Origin of the sequence: Butyrivibrio sp. MC2013 (assembly GCF_000424585.1) — a bacterium.
In the GTDB taxonomy this organism is placed as follows: domain Bacteria; phylum Bacillota; class Clostridia; order Lachnospirales; family Lachnospiraceae; genus Butyrivibrio.
Window position 1 is genome coordinate 17013 of sequence record NZ_AUKE01000022.1, and the last position, 26196, is coordinate 43208.

Here is a 26196-nt window from a genome sequence, read left to right on the forward strand (position 1 = left end):
TCACAAACAAGATCATTCATCACTCATCTGAACCGTGATAGTAGTCGTAGTAGCAGGGATATTGTCCACATTGATATTGACTGTCCATACAGAGTTCTTGATAAAGGGAGCCGATGCTCTGATGACAATCTCTCCTCCGCTGACATCCGCAGAGATCTGGGATGTGGAAGGTGATATGGATACTACCCTCACATTACCGGAATCTATACCGGTAAGTGTATAGGGAACGGATACGCTGCTGACGGCAACTGTGCCTATGTAGCGTCCCGGTTCTTTCTTAACCAGCTCAGAAGCTGCCGCAGACGTAGATGTAAATGTTACTGAGGAGCTCTGAGGTACTATAGTCACCTTAGGGATAGTCACGCTGGCGCTTCCCCTGACCAGAGCTATGGTCTCGCCCTGGGATGTGACCTTGGCTACAGCTTCAACAGATACTGTGTAGCTGTTGTTATAGGATATGGCGCTGGATGCTCTGATAGTGCCGTCCTGACTAAGGGTGAGCATATCCTTGCCCAGAGTCCCATAATCAGCTATGGAATAGGTGAGCGTATACTCGCTGCCGCCGCTTAGTCCCTCTACTGTAGGGCTAAATACCAGTGCTCCGCCTCTGTTAAGTATTGCTTCCGAAGGAGTAAGTGCAACAGATACTTCCTCATCACTACCCACAGTAAATCTGTATTCGCCAAAGATCTCCTTGCCGGATAGACTGGCAGATGCCCGTACTCTGACCACAGATCCGGAATCCAGGCTGGGCACCTTAAGAGATGCCGTGGCACCGCTGCCGCTTATATTAACGCTCCCTCCGGGGCTTCCGGAAGGCGTGGTATAATCAGCGCTCCAGCTGTCAGGATCTGTGGAGCCTGTCATATTAGAGCCAATAAGGGAAGCAGTAAGATTAAGTACTGTTCCCGGTAATATCTTGTTATCAGGACTGTTTCCGTTGACATTGGAGGATCTGATCTCATAACCTGTGTACTGGGCTATGGATACATATCCTCTGCCTACAAGGCCGCCTACTTCATCTGAAGTTGTAGTGGCTACTACAGTGAGATTCTCAGCTGTCTCGCCTGCGCCTACTATCATCACACCCGAAGCTGGATCTATAACTGTAGCAGGATCCGTAGGAGTACCCTCAAGAGTCCATACAACGCTCTGATCGGGATAGCCTATACCTGATACGATAGCCGCAAATTCCTGATTCTGGCCAGGCGCCATAGTCACAGATGCAGGTTCTACGGTCACTCCCGTAGCACGGGCCTGACCTGTGCCCGGCTGATCAGTGTTCAGGAAGCCTCCTGCCTCATCTGAGAAGGCTGCTGCAGTATTTCTCTTGGCCACGGAAAAGCCTGTTGCAAAATCAGCTGTGTCATTCTCCATATTTACAGAGACATTGATCACAGGATTGTCCTGATCAACGTCACAGTAGAAGGCTGTAACATCCTCTGCTATAAGAGCCCAGCTATGCTCTACATCTGCTACGAAGCTGTCACCGTCCACTCCGGGAGCAAAATCAAATTTGCTGCCGCGGATTCCTTCGCTAAGGGTCACAGGACACTCATTGTAATAAAGCTTATCAACATCTCCGCCAAACCAGATGACATAGCCTTCCTTATAGCTGATAAGGTCACTCCCATCTTCTGCCTTGGACAATTCGCTCCCTGTAGTCACCAGCAGGGCATCGCCTCCTGTGCTGTTTAAAATCCATTTGTATCTGTCTTCGGATATGTCAGTATTCTCTTCCTCAGAGTCCTTGTCATTGGTGAAATATACCAGCATATCAGCATTAACAACACGGTTCTCGATCTGGTTCTTGAGAAGCTGGGCAGAGGTCTGAAGCTGTACCTGGGCATTTTGCCGCCTGTACTGAGTGGTACTGGTGACCATAAGCCCCATAATGGCACTACCTACTATAGCAAGCAGTGCTATGGCTATTATGAGCTCCACCAGGGAAAAGCCCTTATCATCTGTATGCAGTTTGTATCCTGTATTATCTGATCTCTTCATAGAATTCCTGTTTATTAAGCACCCTTAAGCTCTACCTTGCCTGTTGCAGGGGTCAGTATCAGTTCATAAGCCCTGTTGCCCTGGGCGATACGTATCTTCTTGATATAATGCTCAGCGTCATCCTGAGGGATAAAGCCCCCTGTGGACCTGTCATAAGCCAGGATCAGGGTATAGCCGTCAGAGCCCATATGCTCTGCACCTGTCACACCATCTCCCACAAGAGCTGTGATACCGGTATCGGAAAAGGTCATAAAGGAGGTCAGGCCATCTGACTTTATCCTGATGCTGTCTACAACATAAATGGTGCCATCATCCTTTTTCCTAACCTGGCTGATATTGCAAAAGCCGCCTGTAAGCTCCACTTCCAGGTATACATCAGCCTCTGCAGCTGTATCTGCTGCTCCCGTAGACTGGGACATGGTGATCACTCTGACCTTGCCCAGGGATGATAGCAGGTCCTCTGCAATCTCCCTGGCCTGCCTTCCAGCCAGGATATTGAATATGCCAACCACGCCTGTAGTGAGTATGCCTATGATGGCCAGTATCACTATAAGCTCGATCAGAGTGTAACCCTTATTATCCCATGAGGGATATTTTTTAGTTTTTTTAAGTCTGCTCATAAATCAAATCACTTCTTGGTCCAGTTGCTAAAGGTGACAAGAGAGTCTGCAGGCACAGTGGCATCAACGCTCTCTCCGGGATCTCTTCCTGTCTGTATTGCTGCAAAATCAGCACCTTCATTAAAGATATTGGCAACACTGACTTCATGTACAGTCTCGCCGCCTATCACTGCATCCATCTCCCTGGTCAGGTTCAGACACTCACTGATCTTCTCGGAATCTGCAAAGATATCTGCTCCGTTGGTGATCCTGGTGGAACCGGAGGTCAATATGGTACCTGTAAAGCCCACATCTATCTCCACATCCTGGCTGGTGATCACCAAGATCCCTGATGAAGGATCAAGCTTGTCACCCCCTACACCTGTGATCTCACTGAGCTTTAAGGTATCAGAGCTGTCTGTCCTCTTGGACACATATACTCTGCTGCGACCGTAAGCATCCTTGAATATCACAGAGGATGTCCCGTTAAGGATGGCATTCATATTGTCCTTTGATACCAGATTATCAAAAACATCCTTCTGGCTCTGCTCTACAGACATGGCAGAATAGTCTGCGGACAGGATCCTGCTCAGCGAATCAAAAGAACGGGAATACATCTCATACTCTACCCTGAGCTCTTCTCTTTCTGTATCTTCATTGTCCTCAGGAGATATCATGATATAGTTGGGGCTTCCTTCCAGACCGGAGTCCGAAGGGTAAAAGATATTACCTGCAAGATTTAGTCTAAGGCCACCGTTGCTGCCGCTGATGCCTGTAAGGGAATCATTGAATTTAAACTCCCCTATGTAGCTACTGATATAGCGATCTATAAATTCATGATTGGCATTGTAGTAGTCCCTGAAGAAGTTGCCGGCGCTCTGCTCATTGGCAAAGTTCAGATAATAATATCTCCAGTCAGAGCCCTGGGGGATCACCACTCTGTAGGGATGCTCTTCATCAAACTTGTAGCTGCTGCTCATATTATCAGTAATGGAGCTAAGGTCCACTTCCATGATATTATCTGCAGTTGCAAGTCCCCCCTCTGCAAAGCTCTCTATGAAATCCCTGTATTCCGATGAGGATACAGGATTCTTGCCCAGGACACATTTATCAGCCTGGCCGTCCTTCACCGTCCAGCCAATGCATTCCGGAGGTACCAGATATGCTATCTGTCCTGCCTTGGAAGCCAGGGACTCACCCATCCTGATATCCTTGCCCTGCTCTGCAGTCAGGGCATTGTCAGTAGAGTCAGTATTAACACCACTCTCGTATACATCAAAAGAACTATCTCCATCGCCGCTCATACCTATAAAGGCATTGCCTGCCAGCACCAACTGACTTAGATTCTCCATATCAAGGCTGGTCTTGTATCCGTTGAGGAGGATGGCACTGCTGCCTTCTGCCTTGCTACCGCTCCCTTTGCCATAACCGTAATAGGAGCCTGCGAGCTTGACTACGCTCTTGGTACCGCTGACAGTCAGATCATCCTTTATATAAGAAGAGCCGGACAGGTTCAGATTCCTGCTGTGAGGGCCTGCGGAAGGTGCAGAAGATGTGACATCTATACCACCTGCCCAAAGGCCTGTGCCCTCTCCTGCTTCAAAATAGGAACCGGAGCCGGCCACTTCGACATCGCCTCTGCTCACTACATATTCACAATTTCTAAATTCTATACCGCCTCTTGAAGAACTGCCGCCGGCTACAGGTCTTCCTACGATAAAGCTGGAAGTCTCACCCTCTGACAGTCCTGCATATACATTGGCATTTGATACTACGCTGCCTTCCATGGCTACATTGACGCTTCCGCTGGAAATCAGAGCATAATCCACGATCTCGGGAAGAGACAGCTGTCTGTTAAAGTCCAGATTAGGCATAAGGAGATTGATATCTGTAGATATAATGGACACATTGGAATTATCAGGATCTGTGTAGGTCACAGTCACATCCTCTAAGACTATCCTGTCCAGATAGGTCTCCATGACAGGATGAGAGGAGCTGACAGTAACTACAGGAGGCGCCTGGGTCAGGTAAGTCATGAGCACATCCGGATCATAGGTCTTGTCAGATGCGCCCCGGATACCGCAATTAGTCAGATGATGGAAAAAGTCATACTGGAACCTTGAAGCTCTCTGGGCTTCGCTATACTCAGCATAATTCTCCATAACATCAAAGTAGCCCTTGTTGACGGCTGTGGATACTTCTTTTTCAAGTCCCGCCTTGATCTCATTCAGAGCCATCTCAGCTGAATAGAAGGTATTTTGAGCCGAGAAATCCATGGTCCTCATCTGATAGCTGTAGAGGGACATATATGTGATCATTGACAGCAAAAGGGCAACAAAAGCAAGGATAACAACCACCATTACCATGGAGATTCCCCTGTCATCCTTTGCCGCTTTTTTTAACATCTTCTTATACCACTGCCCTAAGGACAGCCTTGTGAGTAATCTTATCATCCTTTAATCCACTCCTGTCAGGCTCAGGAGCGCATCGTCCTCATAGCCTGAATAAAGGGCATTGCCGCTATTAAACGTATCGGCATACCAACCTTTGTTGTATATTCTTATGGTCGTATCATAAATACGGTCCATGGAAGAAGCATTATCAAGTCCCTTGATAGTCAGGACATTCTCCAAAAGCTCGGCCCCGGGATAGCCTGATACATCAGCCACCGAAGATCTGTAATGATAATAAACCTGTGTAGGAAGACTGGGAGCAGTGTCGGGGTTAAAAGCCAGGTTCTTGCCAAGATTGGTCAGGATCCTGGTAACACTTGAGCCGGAATTGGTGCCCTCATTGACTTCTACGTCCATATGATAGGCTGTTTCATCAGAGGCAAGTGTGGAGCTCTCGCCGTATTTCTGCTTGACTATACACACATTCACAGGCAGGAGGCCTTCATTATTGATGATGATCTTATCCAGCTTATTTGACTGAGTAGAATAGTAATCCGGCTTATAACAGATAAAGATATTCCTGGGCAGAGTTTCTAGCACACTGCCATCCTCTGCAAGCTCATATGCGTAAGGACCAAAGGCATAGGGGACAGTCACAACTTTGTCGCCATAGCTGTAGCTGATATTCATATCCACGCTGGCAGAGCTGTCGCCGCGGTTTATGGTAACTTCAATAGTCCTTGTGGCTACGCGGCCTATCTCTTCGTCTGACAAAGTGCTGTCTCCGGAAGCGATGCGCAGCTTATGGAACTGCTTCTGGTCATCTGTATATTCCTGCAGCAGCATACAATCCTTTTGAGCAGAAAAAGCTGCTACTGCGCTGTATTCATCTGAGTTATAGGCTATACCTGCGGCAGTGGATGCGGATTCCCTGTACAGGCCTCCCGTATCAAGCTCTAAGAGGGCATCATAATACTGGCCGTCATGGTATATGTTCTGTATGGCAAAGGTGTATCTGTCATCATCCCTTCCCACAAACTGTCCGTCCACTGTAGAAGGGCCTTCGTCTCCAAATACTTCTCTTCGAAGAAAGCGGTCACTTCCCACTGCTCCCCCTTCGTATACTGCGCCGTCCCTGACAAAGTCATAGAGGCTCACTCCCAGACTGTCATTGGCTTCTCCTGTCTCAAAAGAGGGCTTGTCCGCATTAAGTATCTGATTCCTCATGATAAAGTCGGAAGAAATGGATGAGTTAAAACGTCTGCTCACCTCTTCCACAGTATAGGGCTTAATGGATTCCATGAGATTCTGGGCAATGGCATTTGCCCTCTCTGTCTGCCTGGTCCTGGCATTGAGCCTGGCTGTGAGCACAAAGCCTCTCATGAGAGGTATAGCCACCATAGCCAGTACCAGCATGGCCACCAGTACCTCCAGCAGGGAAAAGCCTGCATTGGGATCAGCCTTTCCTTGGGAAGGGGACTTTCTTTTATGGGTTATGGACCTGGTAAATGTCCTGTTAAAGATCATATAAAGCCTCTGTCCTTTTTAAACAATTCGCCGCAGCATATAAACGTGCTCTGCTGCGGCGTTAAACTTCGTAATAGAGATCAGGCTCAGCCATGGCCTCCGGTATCGATCCTGCCGGAGTCTGTAAGGGAACCGCCTGATTCTTCACGGCTATCCTCATCTGTATCCTCTTCGCCTGTACCTTCGTCCTGTGTATCCTGATCCGGAGTGTTCTCATCATCGGAGCCTTCATCATAATCCTCGCCAAGAACAGGTCTCTTACCAGCGCCTGTAGGCTTCTCTATGGATCTGAGGCTCTCCTGATCACCAAAGATAGTGTTAACACCTGTGGAATCAACATTGGTATCGGGCTCAGTATATTCTTTACCCAATCCGTCCATATAGTAATGATCCAGCACCATGGACACCGCCAGCATGCCATAGCCCTCATCATAGGCAATGGATATGCTCTTAACAGCCTTGGGTCCTGCACTCTCCGCAATAGAAGTCAGCACTCCCTTGAGACCGTCATAGCTGGTCAGCAGTGATACGGTAGACTCACCCTGATAGAGGGTCATACCATTCACATCCAGATAGCTGCCATCATTTACATACTGATTGGCTGTGATGGCACCTGTGATATCCTGAGAAGATACCAACAGGTCCTCCCTGGCAGGTACCTCTACAGGGACCGCCAGAGTCTCGGGAGTAGAAGCATAGCTGATATATGTATCAGGGATGATCTCCTCCAGCTCTTTGACATAGACGATCATATCCTCTTCCTGAAGGAAGGCGGGATATCTCTCTACCAGCTCAGCTGTAGCCTCATTATAGTCCAGGCGCTTATTGGTATAATCATCAGCGCTGTTGGATAGCTGCAAAAGCAGCTGATTCTGCTGTCCCAGAACCACGTTCTGAGCTTCAATGACCCTGGTCTTATCACCTATCTTTTTATATCCGTATAAATACACCAGAAGGACTACAAGCAAGGACAAAACAATGATAAGAAGGTGTTTTTGCCTGTCTGTAATCTTTAATTGCTCTTTAAGATTCACCGCTCTCTCCCTTCTTATTCACCATCGGCCTCGTCTGTAAGAACTTCTCTTTGGCCGTCTTCGCCTGTGCTGTCATCATCTGTAAATTCATTGTCATTCATCACATCTTCATCATATTCGCCCGCGCTCTCTGACTCCATAGCCAGCTCTTCGGAAGTCTTATAGGTTCCTACAAGAGTCATGCTGACAAGATGAGAAGCATCGGGAGCATAGGTATCTGATATGGACTCAACCGTAAGATCCGACAAGGTCTCAAACTTTCTGATCTGACGGATGGCTTCTGCAGCTTCATCCTTGCCTGTTACCATCAAACTGATCGATACCGTCGAGGCATCAGAGGAAATGGAGCTCACAACAGAACCTGCAGGAAGTCTCTCTTCCAGATCTCCTATGAAGTTCACCAGGTTATCATTGGGAACCTCTGCAAGTGAGTATGCCTTTTCAAGGTACTCATTAAGCTGACGGGACAGAGTGTATTCCTGATATATGGATACTGATTCAGCATTGATCATGACCTGCTTTCTCAGTGAGTCATTGGTCATCTTGGCTGCAAAATAAGGAACAACAGCACCTACCATCAATGCAGCAGACACTCCAAGGCTTCCTATGAGCACATATTTACTGATCTTCTCAAGATCTGCTCCGGCACCTGAGGACTTGGTCTCAGATAGGAAATCAACAGGCTTTAGTCCGGCGCCAAGACATCCAATATATTCACTAAAGGAATCATTCTTAAATGCCTTGCCGATCTGAATGCCTTCCAGACTTCCCAGGACTTCCACAGGTACTTCCAGAGTGTTGGAGATGAGATCTGTAAGACCTCTCACGCTGCCTCCAAGACCTGTGACCACGATCCTGTCAAGTCTCTGCCCGCTATTTCTGGAATAGTAAAGGTCCAGTACAGTGGAGAGACCGCTTATGAGATTCTCAAAAGAATAGGTAACTTCTCTTCTGAGACTCTGCATCTCTTCACTGGCAGGCTCCTCATATGCATTCTCATCATAGGCCGAGGCATTTGAAGCAACGGCAGCCCTCTCTTTTGCTGCATATGCTCCCTGACCGACAGGAGCATCTACTCTTTCATCACCATGAAAGGTTGTCATTCCATCAAGACCGTCAGAAGCCATACCCTGAGATGCAGCATTATCAGTATCTTCAGGAGAAGTAAACGGGCCTATAGCCTCGCCCTCGGCTCCGCCTCTGAAGGTCATAGCTCTGGAGAGGTCAAGCTTTTCCGAGCCTTCACGGGATTCTTCAGCCGAAGCACCTGCAGCATCATCTACGGGAGGGAGTCCCAGTTTGGCAGCTTTGGCAGCTTCCCTGGCTCTCTTCTTCTCAGCCTTCTTTGCTGCCTTTTCAGCCCTTCTCTGATCCTCGAGTCTGTCTTCTTCCTCTTCCTCCCTCCTGATCTTCTCCAGCCTTGCCTGCTTCTTTTCGGCTTTTAATCTCTTCTTCTCGGCCTTTTCTTCAGGAGTCAGCTTGCCCATTGCAAATATGGACATGAAGCCTGACTTCTTCTCTTCAGGGGGAACCTTGCCTTCTCCTTCTCCCTCACCATCACTTACGGGAGCATCAGACCGGGGTCCGTTATCTCCATCATAGCCCTGCTCATCGCCGGGGGCTTCTTCATATCCCTCTCCCTGAGGCAGAGCATCTGATCCTGTAAAGGTACCCATGCTGCCTGCTCTGTCAAAAGAGCCTTCAAGACCTGTAGGCACATAGGAGGAATCATTGAAATGATCCGATGCAAAGGGATCCGGAATACCGTCATCATGGTCACCATCGTTACCCACCCTGCTCATATCAAATGCGGGATTGACGCATCTGATGGCTCTGAGATAACTGATAGCCTGGGATTTGGTAGTATTGTCTGAGTATATCCTGGAATCAATGACTGCATCAGCAGCATCTGCCAGACCATAAGGCACGGTCCTGGTCAGACTCTGAACACCTTCCTTGAGCACAGTCACTATAGACGAATTCTCATCTACCTTGAGTATGATCTGATTACCAACAGCACACTCTTTCTTTACTGCCTGGTATATACTGTTGCCGTCATAGTCAACAGCTTCCAGCTCCAGACCTGCCTCCCGGGCAAAGTTCCTATAGCTGTCAAGTAGCTCTATGGGAGCCGCCAGAGCATTGATCCTAAGGCTTCCCGGCCCGTCAGGCTTTGTCACATGCTCCAGGACAGTGTAGCTGACGCTGTACTCGGACAGATCAACCGGAAAATAATCCGCTGCATTGGCCAGTACCAGCTCCCTGATCTGATTATCCTTGACATAAGGTATCTCTGCTTCCCTGCAGGCTATCCTTGATGAAGACACTGTGAAAATAGCCTTTTTGACGCTAAAGCCCTTCTTCTTGAGCATGCGGTCAAGAGCCTGGGCAAAGGCGCTGTAATTAACCAGCACACCTTCATCCAGCACGCCTTCGGGAGTAGAGATCATCAGGCTTTTATATACTTTGGGGCTTCTGACCCGATAGTCCATTTCGACAATTTCCGTAAGGGAACTGCCGATTTCGATACTAAGGATTTTTGCCATCCTTTTAGATCCTCCAGATCTGTAGATTTATATGAAAGCTATATGTATAGCCTCAGGTATGCTGCTATCATCTCATCGCCCCAAAGAAGGGAGATGATGATACCCGCCGCCAGATAAGGCCCAAGAGCCAGTACTTTGCCGGCGCCTGTCAACTTCATCCTAAGAGGATGAATGATGCTGCCAAGGATACATCCGATGAAAAATGCCAGGATATTGAGCTGCCAGCCCAGTAGTAATCCGCTGGCTGCCATCAGCTTGATATCTCCGCCACCTATGGCTCTTCCTCTTGATATTAAGTATATCAAAAGAAGCAATAAACTTACAGAAAATAGACCTGCCAAATATTTGATCATTCCCTGTGGATCAGTGATAATACCTATCACTCCCATGATCCCTATAAAAAGATTAAGGGATGGAGGTATGATAAATGTGCGCAGATCAATAACTGCAATAGCCACAAGTGCAGACATTGTGAGGCATACAAGCAGGCATCTGATTGAAAATGAGTATTTAACACCCGCTAAGATATATAATACTCCATTTAACGCTTCAATGAAAGGATATTGTACTGAAATCCGTGAACCGCACTTGCGGCAACGACCTCCGTAAATAACCCAGGACACTATAGGGATAAGGTCAAACCACCTGAGCTGATAGCCGCAGCTTGTGCAGTGGGATCTGACCCTGACCACATCCTGATGTTCAGGAAGCCTGTATATGAGCACATTTACAAAGCTGCCTATCACAGCACCATATGCGAACAATATGATATAAAAAATTATCATAATACCCCCAAATGATCATCCTAAAGTTAAACTCGCAAACGCTTCGCTTTTTGCTCGTTATAAAATCACTGCTGACGCAGTTCTACGGGTACGGGGCTTATAACCCCGCACCCGTAATCAAGATATTCCCACCACCTAAAGGTGGTGGGTTATCTTGATTATTTAATATATAATAGCCCGGAAGCAGCACCGATTGCTGCTTCCGGGCTGATCCTTTTCAAATAAGTCACAGCTTTTTGATGGTATCCTTTATGGCAGGCTGGATCTGTTCAAGCTCATCCCCGATCTCATCGATTAGGCTGACACTCTCAGAGAGCTCTTCTTTGGCAGATGTGATAGACTCTGACACATTGCCAAAATGTACAGCTGACTCTTCTATACTAAGTCCCATCTCATCCAGAGTCTTGTCGCACTTGTCAAAAACCTGTACCATTTCTTTACTGTGGCTATCCACAGCATCTGCAGTATTTCTGATAGAATCGATAACTCCCTGAGTATCACTTATACTCTTATGGGACTCTTCCAGAGCACTCTTGGTAGTCTCAAGAGATTCCTTAAGTGATTCATTACTGGACTGAAGCTCATTCATACCCTCTCCGATAGAGGCAACCAGATCCTTGATCTCCACAGAGAGTTTATTTACTTCTGTAGCAACAACTGCAAAGCCCTTGCCTGCTTCACCTGCTCTGGCTGCTTCAATTGAGGCATTGAGCGCCAAAAGGCTGGTCTGTGAAGCGATGCCGTTGATCTTTACTACCTTTTCCCTTATATCATCAAAGCTCTGCTGGAAGGCATCAAACTTCTGCTGCATCTCACTGATGGTATCTGCTACAGAATTGGCACTGTCTCCCACTCTGTCCATTCCCTCACGGGAATCATTGGCGGTAGTCACCATCTCATCCACAATCTCGTTGAACCTGTCGGTGATACCCTTTATATCGCTGAATCTGTCTTTGACATCAAACACATATCCCACGATGCCTTCATATACCCTTGTTACCTGGGTAAAGTAGTTTTCTATATCATCTACACCCTTGCCAAGATGATTTTCATGGTTACTGAGTTCTTTTTGCTTATGTATCGCATTGTCTGTAGCGTCCACAACAGGAGTGAGAATCTTCTGGAGGTCAGAACTCTTACTCTCTTTTACTGTAACAGCTGCTTCAGGAACGCTCTCTTTTTTAGTAAAAAATGACATATCATACCTCCACCACAACTCGTTAAAGAAACAATTAAGCTCATTCCCCCAAAGGGTCATATATTGTATCGGTATACATCGCAAAAAGCTTAGTAAAAATAACGCTGATAAGTCAAAAAAACGCCTATTTTACGGGAACTACACGCCTCTTATAAGTTTCCAAATATCAGTGGACCAAGGTAGTAGTAAGGCATCCCTTTGCCAATATGGAAAGTTGCCTGGTAGCGCGGCTCATAGCAGTATAGAGGCAGTGCCTGCCCAGTTCATCACCCGGATAGCTCTCAGGATCTGCATCCGGTAGGATCACGTGGTCAAATTCCAGTCCCTTGGCATGAGACAGCTCCATCAGGAACACGCCCTTTGAAGGCAGTGTATCATAGCCTGTGATAAGGGGAGGCGCTGCATCGCCCAAAAGAGCTATGAATTGTTCCAGATTGTGCCTGTTTCTGCATATGATAGCTGTAAGGCCATCGCTGCCGCTATATTTATCAAGGAGGCCTGTAACTGCCTTTTTGTAACTATCTTCATCAGGAGCGGTCTCTATGCTGACCTGGTCTCCCGACCTTTGCACAGAGGATACCAGGAGCTGCTTGTCCTTTGGAAGGAGCGATGCAAAAGCGTCTGTGATCTCCGGAGAACTCCTGTAGCTGGTCATAAGGGGGAGTTCTGCATATTCCTTGTCATCAGCTTCCGCCATCTCTCTGATCTCGCCAAAAGTAACAAGACCGGGGCGTATTGCCTGATATTCATCTCCCAGGAGCATAAATTTCGCTGACGGATAATACTTCTTAAATATCATCAGCTGCGCCCTGGTATAATCCTGGACTTCATCCACCATGACATAGCGCATATTCCTGTCGCACAAGCCTGTGAGCTCCATCCTGGTATATAGCAGCTCTGCAGCGCTGATCTGCTTTCTGCCCAGGATCCTCTGAGCAATATGAGCAGCATTTACAAAGCCATACCCCCTGGTCTGACTAAGAGCTCCGCCGTAATCATTTTCCAGCCTGTTCTCTCTGGCTTCTTCACTCCCGGCCATGCCTTCAGAGCCGCCGCGTTCGTCTTCCATATCCCTGAGCCTGCCCTTAACTCTCTGCTCCAGCTCATCTGCCGCAGTCTGGATCAGGCGCACTCCCATAGGGAACCGGTCAAACTTTCTGATAACAGAGAGTACTTCATTCCTGGACAGGACCCTTTTGTCCTTTTGCCTGATATCGTAGAAATCGTCTGCTTCAGGCACGAGAGAGGGAAGCTTTCTTGTGATCTTCATAAGATCCTCTGCACTTGTATAGTCATAACCATCGCCTGCAAAGGGTACTTCCAGCATTTCCAGATATTCCTGCCAGGTCATGGTCAGAGGATTGGTCTCGCCCAGATCCGGAAGGACATTATCTATATAATCTCTGAATATGGGATTTAAGGTCATGAGGCAGAGCTGGTCGGGACGCAGGCTCTTTCTCTTACGGAAAAAGAGATATGCGATCCTCTGCAAAAGGACCGAAGTCTTGCCGCTGCCCGCAATACCATTGACCAAAAGGACAGATACATCGGGATAGCGGATCACACTGTTCTGCTCCTTTTGGATAGTGGCAGTGATAGCCTGCATCTTGTCAGATCTGGTCTGAGAGAGCGACTCCAAAAGAAGCGGATCTTCAATGGCCACCTGAGTGTCAAAATAAGCCTTAAGCACATCCCTATCAAGGTCAAACTGCCTGCGCAATATAAGGTCTACAGCTATCTGCCTGTCATCCACGCTGTAGCTGGTATGACCGCTCTCCTGGTTGTAATAGACCTCTGCAATAGGGCTTCTCCAGTCCACCACCATCTGGTCATAGCCATTCTCAGATACTGCAACTCTGCCTATATAGTAATCCTCCGGCTCCTCCAAAGGATCAAACTGCACTCTGATCTTGGCAAAATAAGGGGATTCCAATAGCTTATTAACAGTAGACAAGCGCCCTGTAAGGGAACTGCTCTCCACATTATAGGTATCAATATAACGGTTCCAGACCTCGATCTCAGCCAGAGTCTCCATAGTGGTCTCTGCATCTGCATAATCAAAGCGGATATTATCCCTTATATCATTTTTGTCATCTACTGCCTTTTCATTAAGATCCCTGATCTGCTTCTCCAGCTCTTCTTTCATGACAAGGAGCCTTTTGTAGACGTGACTTAAGTGCTCTTGTTCATTTTTTAGTACTTCTTTATCCATATAACTCCTTTGATGCTTGCCCTATACACTGGCCATACCCCAGCGTCTTAATCATATATCGGAAATGTCGCTGCATCTTATCAGTATAGCATCATTTCAAGCATCAAACAGATCATCTCCAACTATTATATTCTGCACAATTCCCAAATACTCATTTTGCTTACAGCCATTACCACAGATAAGTGTTATGTGTATTGCTTCTTTCGATCCTGTCTCATTCTGAAACTTTTCCAGTCTGTAGCGGATTTTTTCAGACTCCTTTCTATCAAGCATATATTCTTCATTTGTGAACTTCATTTCACAAATATTTATTACGCCATCCTTCCGACAGATTACCAGATCAATCTGAGCGCCCTTGTCTCCTTCTCTGCTTCTCCAGGAAAATTCATTTGTCTCTATGCCGTTTATACCAAGAGCTTTCTTTATCTGAGCAATATGATTCATGCACACTATCTCAAAAGAGTTTCCCCTCCAGGCATTATACCCCGGAGAATTAATATACTCATTCCAGGAATCAAATCTCTTATTATTAATAAAAGCTATAGCAAAAAGCGTAAATGGATCTATAAGTTGGTAAAAGGCGTCATTTCCTTCTTTCGTATAATTTGCAAACTTTCGAATAAAACCGCACTCTTCAAGCTCACGAAGATCCTTGGTAAGAACTGAACCTCCTCCAATTGATTTTTCACCTGCAAGCTCTGTTCTGCTCATGCCTTCTCTCTTTTTTGCCAATGTCTCAAGTATGGCCATGTGCTTTTCCGGCTTTTCAAAAAGCGAATAAAATAGATTATTATATTCATCATGAAGCTCTCCGAACTCCTTGAAACACAGTTCATTAATATTCTGTGCCAAAGAGAGCCTTGGATCAAAGCGATTGAGATAATGCGGTACACCGCCAAATACCATATAGCTCTCAATCATCTGACTTCTGGTCATGACAATGTCGTTCATCTCAAAAAGCGCCTCACATTCCGCAAGTGAGAAAGGCGCTAAATATATACGTCTGGTAACTCTGTTGTGAAATCCTTTCTTTGCAGTGAGCAGATTAGTTGTTATCCAGGAGGTTGCACTGCCACATACGATCAGCACCAGATCTTCCTGGGCTGATGCCCAGCTGTTCCAAAAATAATCCAAAGCACTCTTAAAGTCAGAACGAGCAGTATCCATCCAGGGCAACTCATCCAAAAATATAACTCTTTTATTATTTATTGGCTCACGATAAACTTTATCACTTTCAAGTAATTCCCTTAGCCATGTGAAAGCCTCAAACCAGTCCTTAGGGGCCGTTTCACTCACATGTCCATACCTTTTCAGGCTCGCATCAAAGCCACGCAATTGCCCCTTAGTTTTTTCATCGGTAAGTCCGGTGGCATAAAACGAAAACTTTTGATTGAAATATTCCCTAATCAGGTAAGTCTTACCAATACGACGTCTGCCGTATACAACAACAAATTCAGGTCTCTTTGATCTAAGACACTGTAATAGTATATCCTTCTCATTTTTTCTTCCGATTATCTTCATAGCGCAGCCTTTCGAATTATATTCCGCCAAAACATGTAAACCAAAACACATTCTGGCGATTTATAAGCTATAATCTTATTATAAATCGCCAGAATGTGTTTTTCAATAAATCTTATGCACTTCTATGTCGTAGATACAAGGAAGTATTTCGACATGTTCAGAAGTGCAGGGATGCACTTCTATGTCGTAAGGAAATAAATCCTTGACCCAAAATCAGGGAAATGGCGCACTTCACTATTAAAGCCCGTAGCGCCAAAGGCTTGCTTAAGGTGTACTCCGCCGTCCATCAGTACGCTCCCGGGTGCAGTGATATCTTCCGTTTCCCCGTCCATCTTGACAAACCTGGCTATGACTCCCATGAGGAGGCCATCCTTTTTGATGTGTATGGGCGAGGCAGTATTTACAAGATCCCCAAATTCCCTGACATCAACTTTGAGAGCTCTGTTATAGAAATGGTATATACTGTCAGGATCAAGCCCCCGCACGTGATAGCAGTGAAAGGGGCTGTTAGGTACAGCAAGCGTCTGCATGACCATTCCCACTGCCCTGGTTTTATCAGGTGATACACAGGTCCACTCTGTGAAATTATCACCGGCAGAGCTGCCGGGGCTGATACCGCTCATGGCAACACTGATCCGGGGCATGGCAGAAGGGCCGATCCCCCTGTAGAAATCGCCCCATTGCAGAACTTCTCTCCATTCCTTATATAGCTCTATCTGGGCCTTAATAGCCGCCAGATCCTCCCTGCTCATATCACAGAGATTACATTCATAGCCAAGGAGCCCAAAGGCTGCCACATTAAACCTGCTCTCCAAAGGCGTGGTGCGCAGAGTCTGATGGTTAGGGCAATCCGACACATGAGCTGATACAGTAGACATGGGATAGCCATAGCTATAGCCGGACTGAATAGCCAATCTGCAAAGGGCATCTGTATCATCACTTGCCCATATCTGAGGAAAATAGCATAGGATCCCCAGATCAAACCTGTTGCCGCCGGATGCACAGCCTTCAAAGAGAATGTGAGGAAAACGCTCTGTGAGGACCTTCATACAGTGGTAGAGACCCAGCACATATCTGTGGGACAGCTCTCCCTGCCTGTCAGCAGGAAGATACTGAGAATAGTAGTCCGAAAAGATCCTGTTCATATCCCATTTTACATAAGCAATAGCAGCTGATGAAAAGACTTCGCTCATCTTGTTAATGACAAATGTCTGCACATCAGGATTGGACAGGTCAAGGAGCCTTTGATTACGTCCCTCGCTGTGGGCCCTTCCGGGAATCTCCACGGACCAGTCAGGATGCGCCTTATAGAGACGGCTATTAACGGATACCATCTCCGGCTCTACCCATATGCCAAAGTCCAGTCCCAGGGAATTCACCTTGTCAGCCAGGCTTTTAAGGCCCCCGGGGAGCTTGGCCTTATTAACGTCCCAGTCGCCAAGAGATGAACTGTCGTCATTTCTCTCACCAAACCAGCCATCATCCATTACAAAAAGCTCTATACCCACTTCCCTGGCCGCTCTTGCCAGTCTAAGAAGTTTACCCTCATTAATATCAAAATATGCAGCTTCCCAGCTGTTTAAGAGAACAGGCCTTGTCTTTTTCTTCCACTCTCCTCTTACTATATGCTCCCTTATGAAATGGTGCATATTATGGCTCATACCGTTATAACCCTTATCACTAAAGGTCATCACAGCTTCCGGTGCATCAAAGCTTTCTCCCGGCTCAAGAGTATACGCAAAGCCCTCAGGATTGATGCCGGATAGCACCCTGGTCTTGCCAAAAGAGCTGCTTTCAGCACACTCATAATGATTACCACTGTAGACCAGGTTAAAGCCGTATACAATGCCGGTATCTTCCGTTGTCTCAAGAGGATGCAGCATAAAGAATGGATTACATCTGTTGGAGCTGGTCCCTGTATAACTGGAAGCTATATATTTACCTCCTGTAAGTAGACAGTCCTCCCTTTGCATCTCTCTGGCCCAGGCTCCGCGAAAAGATGTAAATACATATCCCGACCTGTCAAAATCAAGCATCATGCTCATAAGGCGCAGTAATGTGACGCTTTCTGCAGATCCATTAACAAGCCTTGCATTTCTGCAGATCACATCAGCAGCTTCATATATCACATAATTGAGATAGAGCACCTGGTCATAGGAGCGGTCTATAAGCCTTATAGATAGGGTCTGAGCGCACCCGCTCTCATCATAGGAAGATGGCATATCAGCAAGATGCAAGGTGTCATCCATGATCTCATAGGAATCATAGATAAAGTCACTGCTGGTGCTTCCATCCCAGTGCCTGATGCAGATAAAGGGCTCGCGAATATCCCCTTTGCCATATGAAGACATCTCCAGCCTCATATCTTCAAGAGAATAGCTTTTGTGCTCATCATCATAAACATTTGTATTGCCCGGAGCAAAAGCATGCTTCTCGGTAAGGGCAGCAAGTGCTGCAGCTTCTGACCCATTGGGGATCACAAGCTTTCTACCGTAATAGAGATGTTCCAGTTGACCGGTGGGCAGTAGCCTGAATATATATGAGGTAGATGCTGTTTCCAATATAAAGCTATTATTATCAATCACCCTGATCATATTTACACTTCTCCAGTCTCACACTCTTTACAGATGCTTTTCAATTATTTCTCTTCTTTAACTCTGCTGTAATCTCTTCAATCTTCTCATCTGTCAGGATATACCTGGCTTTGAAGATCATAAGTGCCACAATGAGAACGATCACTGGAAGGACCGTCATCACAAATCGAAGGCCGATAACAGAGCTGCCTGTGACAAGTGTCTTGCCCTCAAGACCGATCTTATCCACCATAGACCTGAGGCCTTCTGCCATGCTACCGTTTACAGCTTCATAGCTGTTTGCAGATTCGCTGATCTTAAATATGGACAGACATATAGAAGCCACAAGTGCTGCAATACCTGATGCCAGCTTGACCACAAAGGTCTGCATGGAGAATATTACAGATTCATCTCTCCTGTTATTTCTCAGTTCGCCGTAGTCAACGGTATTGGCCAGAAATACCGTCACGATAACATTGAGCATACCCACTGCAGACATGATAAAGAAGCCCGGGATCAGGAATGGATAGACACTGGCAGTGCCTAAAAGAGCCATCACCAGGAGAATGATATATCCTGCAATCGCAGAGTAGATACAGATATAGAATATCTTCATAGTGTTAAAGAATCGCCTAAGGAAAGGAAAAAAAGCCATCATCGCCAGTATCTGGCATGCTCCCACAAAGGTGTTAAAGGTAGTATAATCGCCCTGCCAGTTAGATCCCCCAAGATCATATTTAAAGAAATAGATCAGAAGATTGGAGGTGATATAGGTAGCGGAATTCACAAGTACTATGGTAAATACCATAGCCATCGCCTGATCATTTTGGATCAGAGCTTTGAACATATCTCCAACACCGGCTGTATGAACATCTACAGTTGATTTTTCCTTGATAACAAGGCAGGTGATAAGAATAAACACAAAGAAGAGGATGGCTATGATAAGCGAGAACCACTTAAAGCCCAGTCTCTCAACCTCTTTTTTGGAAGAAAAGGCTGCATGAAGCTTGACATCCTTGTCCAGGGAAGCATATTCAGAGCTGCCAACTCCCAGCGCCAGTACAGATTCACCATCCGGAGCATCTATAGCCAGGTCCATAGACCGGAGCTGGGGCGCCTCATTGTCTTCACTATCAAAAAGAGTTTCCCCAAGTTCAACCTGATATTTAGAATTACTGCCATTAAAGGTAAGAGCCTCTTCAAACTCCCCTTTGTCGGCAGTCACTGTGACAGATGCACTGCTGATGACTTCCACATTGCCGGTGGCAGCTCCCGTATCATCCATTTCGATAAGATATACTACAGGGTCAGTCAAATGCTGATCTATGGTATTGGTGCTTTGTCCAAGAGCAAGATTACCAAGACCGGCCACCGCAAGGACAGTCACAATGGTAATGATCGCAGAACCGACGCCTGCACAGGTACGTCCCAGAGCAGACATATTCTCCCTCTCCTTGCCGCTGTCTGTAAAGGCAGGGACCATGGACCAGTAAGGGATATCCATCATTGTATAGGTCACGCCCCAAAGTATATAGAAGGCTGCAGCATATGCTATGAGCCCCTTGGAGCCAAGTCCGGGAGGTGCTGAGAACATGAGGAAGAGAACCACGGCATTGGTAAGGGTACCAATAAAGAGCCAGGGTCTGAACTTCCCCCACCTGCTCCTGGTCCTGGCCACCAGGACACCCATGATAGGATCATTGAAGGCGTCAAATACACGGGCGATAAGAAGTATTATTCCCATGACCCACGCAGATACACCCATGATATCCTGATAATAGTAAAGGATATAGCTGGCAGAGAGCATATATACCATATCCTTGCCAACTGCGCCTATACCATAGGCAAATTTTTCTTTTGCAGATAATTTCTTTTTTGCCTGCTCCATCCTGACCTCCCTCTTTGGAACTGAGCCAATATCTGTCCAAAACACTTTAGTTACAACGGTCCTTAAGTCCCATAGCAAGTTCTACAACCTTGTAAGCACCATCATAAAGGCCTATGGTCTTGTTGATCTTTATAGCTTCGCACATATCACCAAGCAGACCAGGACTATTCATAAACTGCTCTACCATCTGAAGTGTATGGGGGATATCCCTGCATTCAAGACTCCCATCTCCCACCTCTGCGGAATGGATCGCCCCCCACATTTCATGCTTGCCCACTCTCCTGATAAAGAGCTTTGGAACAGGATAAAAGGCAAGCTCGCTGGGTTTGGTCACTAGTACATCACAGCTTCTCATAAGGAGATTGGTACAATATACAGCTTCGAATATATTCCTGTGCCAGAAACCGTGGATACCAGAGATATCCTGATCCGGATCAAGGGCTGACGATGCAAAGCTTACGGTCTCATTCCAGTCGTCCATATGACCTATGCTAAGCTCTTTCATGCCGGGGATCTCAAGGAGGAGTTCATCCCATACATTCCTGTAATCTCCTACGTTGACATAGAGAGCTGCCTTATGCTCTCTGATATAGGGAAGGAGATATTCTATGATCGCTGCAAATATCTCCTTCTGAGCTCCGGCCCCGCCTATGGTGAGAAGAAAGCGCATGGGTCCACCCGCCTTTTGTCTGTCCAGCCTGGCTTTGCAATCTTCTTCTATAGCTTCCACAATTTCATGATCAATATAATGTCCTGTATATACAAGACTGCCCTCTGTCATGGGATGGCATACCTTATTCTTCATCATCCCATTGCAGATCCTGTAGCCCTGATAGGCATTACGGCATTGAATAGTATGGACAGCCCCCTCTGCAAAGTGCAGTGCCATAGGCCAGTTGTCCGGTATGGCATTTACTACATATTTCATTCCTGCGTGAATGGCAGCCTGAGCAGGCCAGACATGAGTACCCACCAGAGGGATATCTTTGGGGATATTTCGAAATACCGGAGCCATAAGCTCAGCATTTTTCTGATCGGCAGCATTATATGAGAGCGCCCTGAAGCCCTCATAATTGGTAGGTTCCCATATTAATTTATTAAAAACAGGATTTTTGGACAGACGAGATCCTAGAGAATAAAGGTCATTTTGAGCACTGATGACCTTGGTACAGGTAGTCTGCCCATAAGAATTAAGATCCATCCAGTATGGAGTATATCCCAGATGCCCCGCAGCAGAGGCAATAGCCATAGAAATACGGTAATGGCCAAAGCCCATACGGATATTGCCTACTATGATCCCTTTATCAATATCCCAGGACTCAGAAGGCAGGTCCTTCGAGGGATCATAGTGGGCATTAGTGCCAAGGTCCCCCACCAGTATATTGTATACTCCCAGGCTATCGCCTATATAGCTGTTCTTTTCAATTCTGACAGGATAATCTGCCTTAGAGTCATCCCCGAATTTACGGGCAAATATCTTCTTTGATCTGACAGCCTTTCTATATACTGCGGGGGACATTCTGTTACCGAAGATAACTTTAGATTTTTCCAAAGCAGGCTCCTTTCACAATAGACTGGCCTATCAGCACATGACATACTTGAAAGAATGTAAACTTTATACCTGCTTTAATTATACTACATAAACGTTATCTCGTATTTGTTTTTAACGTTAAGCTGTATGCATGCTCAGATAGCTTAAGGTCACCCATCTCGATCTCATCTATGCCCAGCTGTCTAAGAGCTCCAATAGTATCAGGATTCTCCATGTTTACAGCCTTCAAAGCCTCCTGATACTTTTCTTACTCGCGCACGAGAATGTTTATATCATATCCATTAATTTACTGTCAATAGTAATTTTGTAACCGCCAGGCCCTGAAAAAAAGCAAAAAAATCCTTTGGCCGTATGCTATCTGTAAATAGCACCCTTAGCCAAAGGATTCTAAACCTGTTTGATAATAATTCTTATTTCTTTGCCTTGGCAGCTGCTCTGGATGAGAAGATGTCAAATGCAACAGCTGCAAGGAGAACCACGCCCTTGATAACCTTCTGGTAGTTGGCATCTATGCCCATAAGACTCATGCCCAGGTTGATAACACCGATAAGTGTAGCACCGATAACTACGCCAAACACGCTGCCCTTACCACCGTATGCGGATACACCGCCCACAACACAGGCAGAGATGGCATCCATCTCGTAGTTGGTACCTGCTGCTGCATTGGCAGACTGGAATCTGGCGATAACAGTAAATGCACTGACAACAGTCAGGATAGACATATTCAGATAAGCTGCAAACTTGATCTTTCTGGTGTCGATACCGGAGAGCCTGGTAGCTTCAGAGTTACCGCCTATGGTATAGAAATATCTGCCCACTGTGGTCTTCTCTGTGATAAAGGCATAGATCAGTACGATGATCAGAGCCCATACCAGAACTGTAGGTATACCACCTGACATAGCCAGCTTATAGGACAGGAGTATTATAAATCCGCCCCATACCAGCAGCTTAACAATAGTTGCTGCAAATGAATCATAGGCATAGCCCTTTTTGATCTTGGTAGCACGGCTGGAGAAGAGCATAAATGCTACGATCACTACAGCTATGATACCGGCAGTCATACAAGGGATATTCAGCACCTTGCCGGGTGTCTCAAAGAGCTTGCCGGAGAATGCTGATATATAGGACTTGGGAAAAGGAGCAATAGATCCTGTAGTACTATTGGCACTAAGGATAGATGTTCCCAGTCCTCTGAATGCAAGGAAGCCTACCAGTGTTGCGATCCACGGAGGGATATTCACATAGGCTATCAAATAGCCCAGGATACAACCGTAGATAATGCCGATCACAATGAGTGCAAATATGGACACTCCCACGTTGACCTGCTTTACTACCATGAGCACACCGCCTATGGCGCCCAGGAAACATATAAAGGAACCGCAGGCCAGATCGATGTTACCGCCTGTGAGCATACACATCAGCATACCACAGCCCAGTATATAAACATATGCATTCTGAACTATAAGAGCATTAAAGTTCAGAGCTGAGAACATTCCTCCTCCTGTAGCGATACAGAAGAACAGGTATACAGCGACCAGAATGAGGAGCCTCGTATTGTCTTTAAGTATCTTACTAAACGTCTGCATCTTCATCCCCCCTTATTTCTTCTGTCTCTTGGACAGGACATCAAACAATACGGCGAGCAGCAGAACGATACCTTTAACTACTCTCTGGTAATTAGCTTCAATACCCATGATACTCATGCCCTGGTTGATAACACCAAGGAGAAGAGCGCCCACAAAGACGCTGGAGATCTTACCTGTACCACCGTAAGCAGAAGCTCCACCTATAAAGCAGGCTGCAATAGCATCCATCTCATAGCCCTGACCATAGGTGGGCTGTGCAGATGTAGCTCTTGCTACTGTCAGGATACCTGCAAGACCTGCAAGGAGTCCCATGTTGGCATAAGCTACAAAGTATACAAGCTTGGTATTGACACCGGAGAGGAGTGTTGCCTTCTCATTGCCACCTACAGCGTAGAGATAACGTCCCACTGAGGTATTGGCCAGTATGTAATTGTATCCCAGCATTACAACGGCTACCCAGATCAGTGTAGAAGGGATGCCCTTGTAATTAGACAGCTTGTAGAAGAACCAGATGATAACACCGCAGATCACAGCAGTCTGAAGGTACTTGGCGGCCAGATTGCCCACATCGATACCCAGCTTCTTGTGACTGATGACTGTACGGATAGTGATAACAGCATAGATGACAGCTATCACAACGCCGGCCACCATACATGTGAGGTTCATTCCGTTGCCACCAAGGAAATCAGGAACATAGCAGCTTGCGCCGCCGCCAAATACATTCAGGAAGGTCTGATTATTGATAGCTACGGCAAAGCCGTTAAGTACCACATTGGAGAAGCCTCTGAAGGCATACATGCCTGCAAGGGTAGCTATAAATGGAGGTACGCTGACCCAGGCTATCCAATAGCCCTGGAACATACCTATAAGAAGGCCTACGACCAGCATCACGATCACTGCCAGCCATACATTGATGCCGCCCTTCATCATCATGGCACCTACCGCACCTGCAAAGCAGACTACAGAGCCTACTGCCAGGTCGATGTTACCACCTGTGAGGATACACAGGAGCATACCTGTTGCCAAAACGAATACATATCCGTTCTGAGAGATAAGGTTGTTAATGTTCTGAGCGTACATAATCTTGCCATCTGTACTAAAGTAAAAGAAGATCATAACCACCACAAGAGCGATTATCATTGTGTATTTCTGAAAAAAGGCCATTACGGGGCTGTTCTTCATGCCGATGCCTCCTTTCCGGAATTGATAATAGCTGCCATGATATTCTCCTGAGTAGCATCCTCAGACTTCATCTCGCCTACGATCCTGCCTTCGTTCATGATATAGATCCTGTCGGACATACCAAGGACTTCGGGAAGCTCGGAGGAGATCATCAGTACTGACTTGCCCTCTCTTACCATGTCATTGATTATGGTATAAATCTCATATTTTGCACCTACGTCGATACCTCTTGTAGGCTCATCCAGCATCAGGATATCAGGATCTGCAAAGAGCCACTTGGCAAGGAGGACCTTTTGCTGGTTACCACCTGAGAGATTACCTACATTCTGTTCTACTGTAGGACACTTGGTCTTAAGCTTCTTTCTGTACTCTTCTGCTACAGCATACTCCTTGTCCTTGTCGATGACACCCCTGCTGGAGATGCTGTCCAGATTAGCCAGAGAAGTATTGACCTTGATAGACTGGGACAATACCAGGCCGTTGCCCTTTCTGTCCTCAGTTACGTATGCGATCTTGTGCTTGATGGCATCAGATGTACTCTTCTTAAGTGTGACTGTCTGACCGTCAAGCCTTAGCTCACCTGATATACCTATTCCGTAAGACTGACCAAAGATACTCATAGCCAGCTCTGTACGTCCTGCACCCATGAGTCCGTAGAGGCCTACCACTTCACCCTTTCTGATATAAAGGGATACGTCGTCTACCACCTTGCGCTCAGGATAGAGAGGATGGAATACATTCCAGTTCTTGACCTCCATCTTGATATCGCCGATCTGTACGTCAGGTCTCCCCGGGAATCTGTCAGTAATCTCACGGCCTACCATTCCCTTGATGATACGATCTTCGGATATAGTCACGCCCTGAGCATTTATTGTTTCTACAGTACCACCGTCTCTAAGTACGGTGATATTATCTGCAACATATGAAACCTCATTTAATTTATGAGTGATTATTATCATAGTCATGCCCTGTTTCTTGAACTCCAGCATGAGATCAAGCAGAGCTTTGGAATCTGTCTCATTAAGAGATGATGTAGGCTCATCAAGAATGAGCAGTTTGGCATGCTTGGCAAGCGCCTTGGCTATCTCTACCAGCTGCTGCTTACCTGTTCCAAGAGCCTTGATAGGTGTCTTGGATGACTCTGTAAGACCTACCATCTTCAGATATTTATCTGCTTCCGAATAGGTTTCAGCCCAATTGATCCTGGCTTTGCTGCCCCTTTCATTTCCAAGGAACATATTTTCACCGATAGACATCTCGGGTACCAGTGCCAGTTCCTGGTGGATGATTACAATACCTTTTTTCTCAGAGTCCTTGATATTGTTAAACTTGCAGACCTCGCCGTTATACACGATGTCGCCCTCATAAGAGCCATAGGGATAAATTCCACTAAGGACGTTCATGAGAGTAGACTTGCCTGCACCGTTCTCCCCTACCAGCGCATGGATCTCACCTTCTTCTACCTGGAAGTTAACATTGTCCAGCGCTTTGACTCCGGGGAAGGTTTTTGTTATATTCTTCATTTCAAGCAAAATCTTAGCCAACCTTCTGCCCTCCCTTGTGATTGAATGTTTATTGCTGTAAATGGAAAGGAGT

At 46.4% G+C, this 26196-nt stretch carries 17 protein-coding genes and 1 pseudogene; all 18 read right to left on the reverse strand.

Annotation, left to right across the window (positions count from 1 at the left end; translation table 11 throughout):
• Positions 1 to 12: 12 nt before the first annotated feature.
• Positions 13 to 2004: a prepilin-type N-terminal cleavage/methylation domain-containing protein gene (locus tag G636_RS0111610; protein WP_026508190.1), complete on the reverse strand. Its 1992-nt coding sequence runs from the start codon at positions 2002 to 2004 to the stop codon at positions 13 to 15.
• Positions 2005 to 2018: 14 nt separating this feature from the next.
• Positions 2019 to 2624, reverse strand: coding sequence for a pilus assembly FimT family protein (locus G636_RS18370; protein ID WP_035779615.1), 606 nt, complete (start codon positions 2622 to 2624; stop codon positions 2019 to 2021).
• 8 nt (positions 2625 to 2632) lie between these two features.
• A complete protein-coding gene (locus G636_RS0111620; protein WP_155832383.1) occupies positions 2633 to 5056 on the reverse strand; it encodes a hypothetical protein in 2424 nt (807 codons plus the stop codon).
• A 3-nt stretch (positions 5057 to 5059) separates the two neighbouring features.
• Complete coding sequence (locus G636_RS0111630; protein ID WP_026508192.1) at positions 5060 to 6523, reverse strand: prepilin-type N-terminal cleavage/methylation domain-containing protein; 1464 nt, start codon at positions 6521 to 6523, stop codon at positions 5060 to 5062.
• Positions 6524 to 6609: 86 nt separating this feature from the next.
• Positions 6610 to 7557 carry a hypothetical protein gene (locus G636_RS0111635; protein ID WP_026508193.1) on the reverse strand — a complete coding sequence of 316 codons (948 nt, stop codon included), beginning with the start codon at positions 7555 to 7557 and terminating at the stop codon, positions 6610 to 6612.
• 14 nt (positions 7558 to 7571) lie between these two features.
• The gene (pilM, locus tag G636_RS0111640) at positions 7572 to 10103 is read right to left on the reverse strand and encodes a pilus assembly protein PilM (RefSeq protein WP_026508194.1); all 2532 of its coding nucleotides are present in this window, start codon (positions 10101 to 10103) and stop codon (positions 7572 to 7574) included.
• Positions 10104 to 10141: 38 nt separating this feature from the next.
• Positions 10142 to 10888, reverse strand: a complete 747-nt coding sequence (locus G636_RS0111645) for a prepilin peptidase (protein WP_026508195.1) — start codon at positions 10886 to 10888, stop codon at positions 10142 to 10144.
• A gap of 226 nt (positions 10889 to 11114) precedes the next feature.
• Complete coding sequence (locus tag G636_RS0111650; protein ID WP_026508196.1) at positions 11115 to 12086, reverse strand: methyl-accepting chemotaxis protein; 972 nt, start codon at positions 12084 to 12086, stop codon at positions 11115 to 11117.
• Between the two features lie 166 nt (positions 12087 to 12252).
• Positions 12253 to 14298: a HelD family protein gene (locus tag G636_RS0111655; RefSeq protein WP_026508197.1), complete on the reverse strand. Its 2046-nt coding sequence runs from the start codon at positions 14296 to 14298 to the stop codon at positions 12253 to 12255.
• Positions 14299 to 14394: 96 nt separating this feature from the next.
• Entirely contained in the window at positions 14395 to 15819 is a 1425-nt protein-coding gene (locus G636_RS0111660; RefSeq protein ID WP_026508198.1) for an AAA family ATPase, read from the reverse strand.
• A gap of 179 nt (positions 15820 to 15998) precedes the next feature.
• Positions 15999 to 18413 carry an alpha-galactosidase gene (locus G636_RS0111665; RefSeq protein ID WP_026508199.1) on the reverse strand — a complete coding sequence of 805 codons (2415 nt, stop codon included), beginning with the start codon at positions 18411 to 18413 and terminating at the stop codon, positions 15999 to 16001.
• Between the two features lie 40 nt (positions 18414 to 18453).
• Complete coding sequence (locus G636_RS21095; protein ID WP_081668422.1) at positions 18454 to 19677, reverse strand: MFS transporter; 1224 nt, start codon at positions 19675 to 19677, stop codon at positions 18454 to 18456.
• Positions 19678 to 19749: 72 nt separating this feature from the next.
• Positions 19750 to 20280 (reverse strand): annotated as a pseudogene (locus G636_RS21200) (MFS transporter); the annotation flags it as partial.
• A gap of 46 nt (positions 20281 to 20326) precedes the next feature.
• Entirely contained in the window at positions 20327 to 21832 is a 1506-nt protein-coding gene (locus G636_RS0111675; protein WP_026508200.1) for a DUF6937 domain-containing protein, read from the reverse strand.
• Between the two features lie 94 nt (positions 21833 to 21926).
• Positions 21927 to 22061 carry a hypothetical protein gene (locus G636_RS21000; RefSeq protein WP_256379609.1) on the reverse strand — a complete coding sequence of 45 codons (135 nt, stop codon included), beginning with the start codon at positions 22059 to 22061 and terminating at the stop codon, positions 21927 to 21929.
• A gap of 181 nt (positions 22062 to 22242) precedes the next feature.
• Positions 22243 to 23418: an ABC transporter permease subunit gene (locus G636_RS0111685; RefSeq protein ID WP_035779616.1), complete on the reverse strand. Its 1176-nt coding sequence runs from the start codon at positions 23416 to 23418 to the stop codon at positions 22243 to 22245.
• 12 nt (positions 23419 to 23430) lie between these two features.
• Positions 23431 to 24600, reverse strand: coding sequence for an ABC transporter permease subunit (locus tag G636_RS0111690; protein WP_026508202.1), 1170 nt, complete (start codon positions 24598 to 24600; stop codon positions 23431 to 23433).
• On the reverse strand, positions 24597 to 26144 hold the full coding sequence (mmsA, locus tag G636_RS0111695; protein ID WP_026508203.1) for a multiple monosaccharide ABC transporter ATP-binding protein: 1548 nt from the start codon (positions 26142 to 26144) through the stop codon (positions 24597 to 24599). Before mmsA ends, G636_RS0111690 begins: the two co-directional genes overlap by 4 nt.
• Positions 26145 to 26196: the final 52 nt, after the last annotated feature.

Coding starts and splice junctions, on each gene's coding strand:
- G636_RS0111660 (WP_026508198.1), bottom strand. CDS start 15,819: ATGAAGATAATCGGAAGAAAAAATGAGAAGGATATACTATTACAGTGT.
- G636_RS0111620 (WP_155832383.1), bottom strand. CDS start 5,056: ATGATAAGATTACTCACAAGGCTGTCCTTAGGGCAGTGGTATAAGAAG.
- G636_RS0111650 (WP_026508196.1), bottom strand. CDS start 12,086: ATGTCATTTTTTACTAAAAAAGAGAGCGTTCCTGAAGCAGCTGTTACA.
- G636_RS0111630 (WP_026508192.1), bottom strand. CDS start 6,523: ATGATCTTTAACAGGACATTTACCAGGTCCATAACCCATAAAAGAAAG.
- G636_RS0111655 (WP_026508197.1), bottom strand. CDS start 14,298: ATGGATAAAGAAGTACTAAAAAATGAACAAGAGCACTTAAGTCACGTC.
- G636_RS0111645 (WP_026508195.1), bottom strand. CDS start 10,888: ATGATAATTTTTTATATCATATTGTTCGCATATGGTGCTGTGATAGGC.
- pilM (WP_026508194.1), bottom strand. CDS start 10,103: ATGGCAAAAATCCTTAGTATCGAAATCGGCAGTTCCCTTACGGAAATT.
- G636_RS0111610 (WP_026508190.1), bottom strand. CDS start 2,004: ATGAAGAGATCAGATAATACAGGATACAAACTGCATACAGATGATAAG.
- G636_RS21095 (WP_081668422.1), bottom strand. CDS start 19,677: ATGGATGATACGGGAGCTGCCACCGGCAATGTGGAAGTCATCAGCAGT.
- G636_RS18370 (WP_035779615.1), bottom strand. CDS start 2,624: ATGAGCAGACTTAAAAAAACTAAAAAATATCCCTCATGGGATAATAAG.
- G636_RS0111690 (WP_026508202.1), bottom strand. CDS start 24,600: ATGAAGAACAGCCCCGTAATGGCCTTTTTTCAGAAATACACAATGATA.
- G636_RS0111665 (WP_026508199.1), bottom strand. CDS start 18,413: ATGATCAGGGTGATTGATAATAATAGCTTTATATTGGAAACAGCATCT.
- G636_RS0111685 (WP_035779616.1), bottom strand. CDS start 23,418: ATGCAGACGTTTAGTAAGATACTTAAAGACAATACGAGGCTCCTCATT.